At 69.0% G+C, this 7,197-nt stretch carries 7 protein-coding genes; 2 read left to right on the top strand and 5 right to left on the bottom strand.

The features are described 5' to 3' along the window. From ACLML9_RS26725 to ACLML9_RS26715, 3 genes are all read right to left on the bottom strand, one after another. Nucleotides 1-862, bottom strand: an 862-nt coding sequence (locus tag ACLML9_RS26725; protein ID WP_411948106.1) for a hypothetical protein, incomplete at its 3' end; no start/stop codon positions are given. A 170-nt stretch (nt 863-1,032) separates the two neighbouring features. Then, nucleotides 1,033-1,935 carry a hypothetical protein gene (locus ACLML9_RS26720; protein ID WP_411948105.1) on the bottom strand — a complete coding sequence of 301 codons (903 nt, stop codon included), beginning with the start codon at nt 1,933-1,935 and terminating at the stop codon, nt 1,033-1,035. 77 nt (nt 1,936-2,012) lie between these two features. Further along, nucleotides 2,013-3,491, bottom strand: coding sequence for an NAD(P)/FAD-dependent oxidoreductase (locus tag ACLML9_RS26715; RefSeq protein ID WP_411948104.1), 1,479 nt, complete (start codon nt 3,489-3,491; stop codon nt 2,013-2,015). Between the two features lie 253 nt (nt 3,492-3,744). Here ACLML9_RS26715 and ACLML9_RS26710 point away from each other — a divergent pair, with 253 nt between their 5' ends. Continuing rightward, nucleotides 3,745-5,229, top strand: coding sequence for a cytochrome P450 (locus ACLML9_RS26710; RefSeq protein WP_411948103.1), 1,485 nt, complete (start codon nt 3,745-3,747; stop codon nt 5,227-5,229). 71 nt (nt 5,230-5,300) lie between these two features. Here ACLML9_RS26710 and ACLML9_RS26705 read toward each other — a convergent pair whose 3' ends face one another. Next, complete coding sequence (locus ACLML9_RS26705; protein WP_411948102.1) at nt 5,301-6,179, bottom strand: serine hydrolase; 879 nt, start codon at nt 6,177-6,179, stop codon at nt 5,301-5,303. 52 nt (nt 6,180-6,231) lie between these two features. After that, nucleotides 6,232-6,441 (bottom strand): hypothetical protein, encoded by a 210-nt coding sequence (locus tag ACLML9_RS26700; RefSeq protein ID WP_030520648.1) that lies wholly within the window; start codon nt 6,439-6,441, stop codon nt 6,232-6,234. Nucleotides 6,442-6,765: 324 nt separating this feature from the next. On the opposite strand from ACLML9_RS26700, the gene ACLML9_RS26695 reads away from it, so the two are divergent. Further along, on the top strand, nt 6,766-7,197 hold a 432-nt coding region (locus tag ACLML9_RS26695; protein ID WP_411948101.1), incomplete at its 3' end, for an exodeoxyribonuclease V subunit gamma.

Genomic DNA, 7,197 nt, shown 5'->3' with positions numbered 1-7,197 from the left:
GGGCGGCGGCGAAACCGTCCGCCGCGCCGACCGCTCCGCCGATGGCCGCGCCGGCGGCGGCCGCCGGCGCCGCGATCACCGCATAACCGATGGCCGCGCCCAGTACCGGCCCGATGACGAGCCCGATCGGCAGGAACGGAATCCCGGAGATGAAGCCGGCGACCGCGCCGACCATGGCCGAGGTGCCGGCGAGAGGGGAGGCCAGCGTATTGGCCACCGAGGCGCCGATGGCGGCCGAGCCCAGAGTCTGCGCGGCGATCTTGTCCGAGCGGCTGCGTTCGACACCGACCGAGTCCAGGAAGGTGGCCAGCTGCGCCTCGGTCTGCGCGGCGCCGGTATTGATGTCGCGCACATCGAACGGCGCGTCCATTTCGACGTTCCCGATCCGCAGTTTGCCCGGCGGCGCCTCGATCGGCGCGACCGGCGCGACCGGCATGGGCGCGTGCAGTTCACCCTGCGGTGCGAGATAGGCGTGATTCGGCACCGGCCGCGTCGCGAGGGCGGGCATCGGGGCACCCGGGTCCGCGATCACGGCCGGCCGCAGGACCGCGGGAGCCGCGGGCGCGGCGTGGGTGAACGGAGCCGTGGCCGCGGTGAGCGTATCGGTGGCCGACCGGACCGCGACCCGCGCCGCCTCCTGCACGGCATCGGTGGCCGCGCCGAACGGGTCCACGGTGGGGATCGGGGCCGGGGGCAGCGTCGGCAGCGCGGCGGGGATCGGGGATGACGCGGGTGGAGCGGGGAGTGCCTCGGCATTGGCGGTGCCGGCGCCGATCAGTGTCGCGATGAGCGGGATCGCGCCCGCCGCGACGACCGAGCCTGCAGCACGCCGGGACGGACCGGTTGCCCTGTGCTTACCCATGGTCGCCTTTCTCCGGGAAATTTGTCGGTTTGCCAGACATTCGTTCCGGAGCGCGGCGCGGATGGGTTCGGTCCGTTCAGTCGCCTTACAACAACAGGTAGTGCCGGTTTTCCAGGTGGTGACCAATAGTTGTCCGGTGGTTCGCCGGCGAGTTCTCCGTGGGTGCTCGATTACAGCGGTGGCAGCGGGCCGAACGGCTGCGTGGTGAAACCGTCGGTCGCCCCGAACGCGGCGCCGAGCGCCGCGCCGGCGATCACGGCCGGCACCGTGACCACCCCGTAGGCGAGGGTGGCGCCGAGGACCGGTCCGACGACGAGTCCGGTGGGGAGGAAGGGCAGCCCGACCACAAAACCCGCGGCGGCACCGAACATCGCGAACGGAATGGCCACCGGTGCCGCGACCGCGGCGCCGATCCCGGCGCCGATCAGGCCGGAGCTCATGGCCTGGGCGGCGACCCGGTCCGCCCGGCTGCGCTCGATACCGGACGAGTCCAGGAAGGCCGTCAGCTGCTCCTGGGTCCGATCGGCATCGGCGTTGAGCTCTCGCGTATCGAACGGCAGGCTCATCTCGAGGTCGCCGACCCGCAGTGTGCCGGGCGGAGCCTCGATCGGTGTGGCGGGGCGGGTGGTATGCGATGCGGTTCCGGGCACCGGATAGCCGTCCACGAGCTCGAGCCCGGGAGTCGCCGCCGGTATCGGGGCCACGGGCAGCGGGGCCCCGGGTACCGGGTGGGTGAACCGGTCGGTGGCCGCGGTGACGGCATCGGTGACCGAACGGGTGGCTTCCTGGAGCGCGCCGGTGACCGCGCCGAACGGATGCACGGCCGGATCCGGTGCGGGCGGGAGCAGCCCAGCGGGCATCGTGGGTAGCGGCGTCAGTACCTGGGGAACGGCGGGCAGCGTGGGCAACGACGGCAGTACCGCGGGAACAGCGGGTGGGGCGAGTGGAGCGGGAAGAACATCGGCATGGGCCGTCCCGGCGCCGATCAGTGTCGCGATGAGCGGGACTGCTCCCGCCGCGACGACCGATCCGGCGGCACGCCGGGAACGGACGGTTGTCCTGTGCTTACCCATAGGCGCCTCTCTGCGGAGATCATCTGATTGCCAGATGTTAGCTCCGAAAGGGCGCCGAATCGGGGAGGTGAGCCCGGTCAGCCGACTTTACGCTCGCCACCGGGTTTCTCGGGCGCGCCGGTGTCGACGGCTTCGGCGGTGACGGCCGGAGTGCCGGGGGAGGGTGCCGGGGGCCGGCGACCCGCCGCGCCGCGCACGATCTCCTCGCCCTCTTCGCTGTCGCCGTACACCGCCTCCAGGGCCAGGCGGGCGAAGATCCACTGCTCGGTCGCCGCCATCTGGCCGCGAGTCCGGCCGAGGAAGGTGACGAACCACTGAAAGATCGTGGTGATCCGGCTGCGGTAGCCGACCAGGTAGTACAGGTGCAGGCCGAGCCAGGCCAGCCAGGCGATGAACCCGCCGAACTCCAGTTTGCCCACCTGGCAGACCGCGCTGAAGCGCGAGATCGTCGCCATACTGCCCTTGTTGAAGTAGGAGAACGGCCTGCGTTCCGACGCCGTCTGCTTACCCGCCAGCTCCGCCTTGATCTGTTTCGCCGCGTAGGTGGCGCCCTGGATCGCGCCCTGGGCCTGGCCCGGAACGCCCGGTACCGACATCAGATCGCCGACGACGAAGACGTTCGGATGCCCCTTGACGGTCAGGTCGGGTTCCACCACGACCCGCCCGGCCCGGTCGACCTCGGTACCGTCGGACTGGTCGGCGATCATCTTGCCCAGCGGGCTGGCCTGCACCCCGGCCGACCAGACCTTGCACGCCGATTCGATGCGGCGGCTGGTGCCGTCGGAGTCCTTCACCGTGACCCCGTGCGCGTCCACGTCGGTGACCAGGGCGTTCAATTGGATCTCCACGCCCATGGATTCCAGGCGCCGCTGCGCCTTGCCGCCGAGTTTCGGTCCCATCGGGCCCAGCACCGCGCCCGCGCCCTCGACCAGGATCACCCGGGCGTCGCGGGGATCGATGTTGTGGAAGGTGCCCTCCAGCGTACGGTCGGCGAGTTCGGCGATCTGCCCGGCCAGTTCGACCCCGGTCGGTCCGGCGCCCACCACCACGAAGGTGAGCAGCCGGTCGCGCTCCTCCTGGGTCTGTGCCACCTCGGCCTGTTCGAACGAGCCGAGGATGCGGCCGCGCAGTTCCAGGGCGTCGTCGATGGTCTTCATACCCGGCGCGAAGGTGGCGAACTGGTCGTTGCCGAAATACGACTGCTGTGCACCGGTGGCCACGATGAGGCTGTCGTAGGGGGTCACCGTCGATTCGCCGAGCAGCACCGAGGTGACGGTGCGTTTCTCCAGGTCGATCTCGGTGACCTCACCCAGCAGCACCCGGGCGTTCTTCTGTTTGCGCAGCACGAGCCGGGTCGCCGGCGCGATCTCGCCGACCGACAGGATGCCGGTCGCGACCTGGTAGAGCAGCGGCTGGAAGAGGTGGGTGGTGGTCTTGGAGATGAGGGTGACCTCGACATCGGCACGTTTGAGATGCTTGGTGCCGAACAGGCCGCCGAAACCCGATCCGATGACGACGACGCGGTGCCGGCCGTTCCCAACAGGTTGCGTGTTCATGGTCGCTCCTCGCCGGCGGTTGGGCCCGGTGCTGCCCTGGTGATCAATTGCTGACAACGCACACGGTAGTAGCAGTACCCGGGTACGACACAGTCAGACGCCCGTTGTTCACTCGCGGTGGTGCGGCAACTCACCACGATAGCCATTGCGCCGGGGTCTCGGCGGGAAGCGGGATGATACCGATTCGGTGGATTGGGCTGAGCCGTTGCAACAAAGACAATACGATGGGTGCTGTCTCTCAGGAGGTTTCGCCATGGTCACCGTCGACCGTGTCGCCGCGCATCGTGCGCGTGCGCGCACCGATACCGAGAATTCGGCGCTCATCGAGATCCCGCGCCGAAGTGTGGTCGACCGGCTGCTGTTGACAGTGCCGGATCGGCAGCGGACGCTGGCCACTCCGCCCCGCGGTAGCGACACGGTGGCCGTACGCGGCGACGCGGGCCTGCCGTATGTGGGCCGCACTTTCCACTACATGCGCTGGGGTCCGGCCGAACTCCTGGACAAGTACCGCCGCTTCGGGCCGGTGAACATCAACAATTCCATGGGGATGGACCGGGTGTTCGCCGCCGGGCCCGAAGCCATCGACGAGGTGGTCGGCCGGCGTCGGCGCGATTTCGGGCAGGGCTGGGACTACTTCATCGGGCCCTTCTTCCGCCGCGGGCTGCTGCTGCTCGAATTCGATGAGCACATGTTCCATCGCCGGATCATGCAGCAGGCGTTCACCCGGGAACGGCTGGAAGCCCATCTCGCCGAGCTGACCCCGGTGGTGCGCGCCAGTATCGGCCGCTGGGTGCCGGAGGGCAGGGATGCGAGCCGCACCGTGCGGCTGTTCCCGGCGATCAAGGAGCTGGCCCTCGATATCGCGGGGGAGACCTTCATGGCGGTCGAGGTCGGTGACCGGCGCAAGGATCTCACCGACGCCTTCGTCGCCTGCACCCACGCCGGGCTGGCCCTGGTGCGCCACAGTGTGCCCGGTGGGAAATGGCGCGCGGGGTTGCGCGGCCGTGCCGTACTCGAGGAGTACTTCACCGCGATGGTGCCGGAGAAAAGGCGCAGCGACGCCCCGGATTTCTTCTCGGGCCTGTGTCACGCACGGGCCGAGGACGGCTCGGTGTTCAGTGACGCCGATGTGGTCAACCATATGATCTTCCTGATCATGGCCGCGCACGATACGACCACGACCACCGCCACGGCCGTGGCCTACTACCTGGGCAAACACCCGGAATGGCAGCAGCGGGTGCGTGCGGAGGTGCGGGCGCTGGATCTGGACCACCAGTCTCCGACGATCGCCGATCTGGACACCTTGCGCACGCTGGATCTGGTGGTGAAGGAGAGCCTGCGTCTCATGCCGCCGGTCCCCGGTATGGTGCGCCGCGCGGTCCGCGATACCGAGATCCTCGGTCACTACATCCCCGCCGGTACTCCGGTGGACCTCGGCTACCAGGTGAACCATCTGCTCGAGGAGTTGTGGACCGACCCCGAGGTCTTCGATCCGTTACGGTTCTCCGAGGAGCGGCGCGAGGACAAATCGCACCGGCTGGCCTGGATGCCGTTCGGTGCCGGTTCGCACAAGTGCATCGGGATGCACTTCGGCACCTTCGAGGTCAAGACGATCATCTCGGCGCTCGTCCGCGACTACGAGTGGAGCTTCCCGGACACCTACCGGATGCCGTGGGGCTTCACCACCATCCCGTTCCCGCGCGACGACGCCCCGATGCGGTTGCGCCGGCTCAACTGAGACATCGCCTGCGAAACGACTCCGGGCCCCCGTTGCGCAACGGGGGGCCCGGAGTGCGCCGGTCGCGGTGATCAGCGTCCGGCCAGCAGTTTTTCGGCGATCGTCGTATCGGTTTCGGCGCCTTCCTGGTAGCCGCCCTCACCGTTCATCGCGGTCATGATCGCGAGCGTGTAGCGCTCACCCGGTCCGGCGAAACCGACCGAGTTCACCACCCAGCCGCCCTGCTCCTCCGACCAGCCGTTCTTCAGGCCCGGCCGCATGGCCGAGCCGGCGCCCCACACACCCCAGTGCTGGTTGGAATCGACCCGGCGCATCAGGTCGGTCAGGTAGCCGCGATCGTCGGGGTGCATCCGGTCCAGCACATTGGACATCAGCCGGTCCAGATCGGCCGCGGTGGTCTTCTGGAAACCCCAGTTCGGGCGCCCGTTGGGCGACGGCTCGGGCCGGAGACTGGTCATACCGTTCGCGCGGAACGCATTGTTGAACGCCTGGCCGTCGAGACCGGAGTACTTGTTCCACAGCAGGTCGGTGGCCTGGTCGTTGGAGGTGGACATCATCTGCTCCATGAGCTGCCGATCCTCCGGCGGCAGGGCGATGGCCCCGACCCGGGCACGGTTGAGCAGATCCGAGGCGATGGCCAGTTTGATGGTGGACGCTGTGAACACCATGTCCTCGGCATGCGGGCTGGCGTAGACCGCGCCGGTCCGGCGGTCACGGACGACGTAGCCGGTCACGCCGGGGCGGGAGTCCAGATACGCGTTCACGGATTCGATACGGGCGGCCAGATCGCAGTCGAAGCCGTTCGCGCATCCCTGGGTATGGGCGTGCGGTACGGCATCGGCCGAGGGCAGGCCGGCGGGCACACCGGCGAACAGGATCGCCGCGGCGGCCAGGACAGTGGCGGGTGCGGCCACGCGGGGAGCCGCACCGGTGAGCAGGGGGTAACGCACGAGGAAACACCTTGTCATATCGGCGCTCTGCGCGCACGTTTTCCCCGGACCGCTAGCGGACCCGCGCGGTGGCCTTCAGGGCGGCGGCGCGGCCGTTGAGGCGATAGCAGTGCTCGAATGCTTCGGTATGTTCCTCGCGCGGCCACGAGTGCAGTACGACGGTGCGTCCGTAGTGTCGGGAGTTGACGAGCTCCCACCGGTCACCGGACCGGCGGACGGTGAATCCGTCCTTCGGTATCAGGGGCACAACCAGCGCTTTCATCGACGCGAACCAGCCTTTCGTGCGGTAACCGTTCCTCCCGGGGTTGCACTGTGACACAGCGCGTCCGCGAGATCGCGGCCATACGACCGCGTGTCGGTGACTCATGTGCGCTAAATCACTGTGCGCCGGGTGTCGATATCCGGTAAAAGCTGTTGGCGCTAGGGACATCCGGGGGATGATCCCCTGTCCCGGGGTTGTCCGCTCCGTCGTGGGGTCTTGGCGAGCGGTGTCGGACGGCGGGCGTATAAACGGGTGGACGATACGCCCGCCCGAACAGTGCGGACGTGACGAAGGATGGTGATCGGGCCGAGCGGAAGGGCGGAGATGGCACTGCACATCCACCGCGCCGAACGCGCGGATACGCTGGTCGCCGCGCTGGCCGGACTGCTCACCGAGCCGCTGCCCGATCCGTTCGCCGCCGAGGTGGTCGCGGTGCCCGCCAAGGGCGTGGAACGCTGGCTGACGCAGCAACTCTCGGGTGTGCTGGGGGCCTCGGCGGCCTCCGGTGACGGTGTCGCGGCCAATATCCGGTTCCCCGCCCCGGCCGCGCTGGTCGAGGAGATATCGGCCGCGATCAGCGGTTTCGGTCCGCACGAGGACCCGTGGTCGCCCGACCGGGTGGTATGGACGCTGCTGCGAGTGATCGACGAATCGGTGCGTGAACCGTGGTGCGCCGTACTGGCCCGCCATCTCGGACTGGACGCCGGTGACCCGGTGCCCGCCGACGCCGGGGCCTCGCCCACCGCGGGCCCCGAG

The sequence above is a fragment of the Nocardia sp. NPDC002869 genome, from assembly GCF_046764065.1.
Classification (GTDB): Bacteria; Actinomycetota; Actinomycetes; order Mycobacteriales; family Mycobacteriaceae; genus Nocardia; species Nocardia rhamnosiphila.
This window is presented reverse-complemented; position numbering and strand designations above follow the sequence as displayed.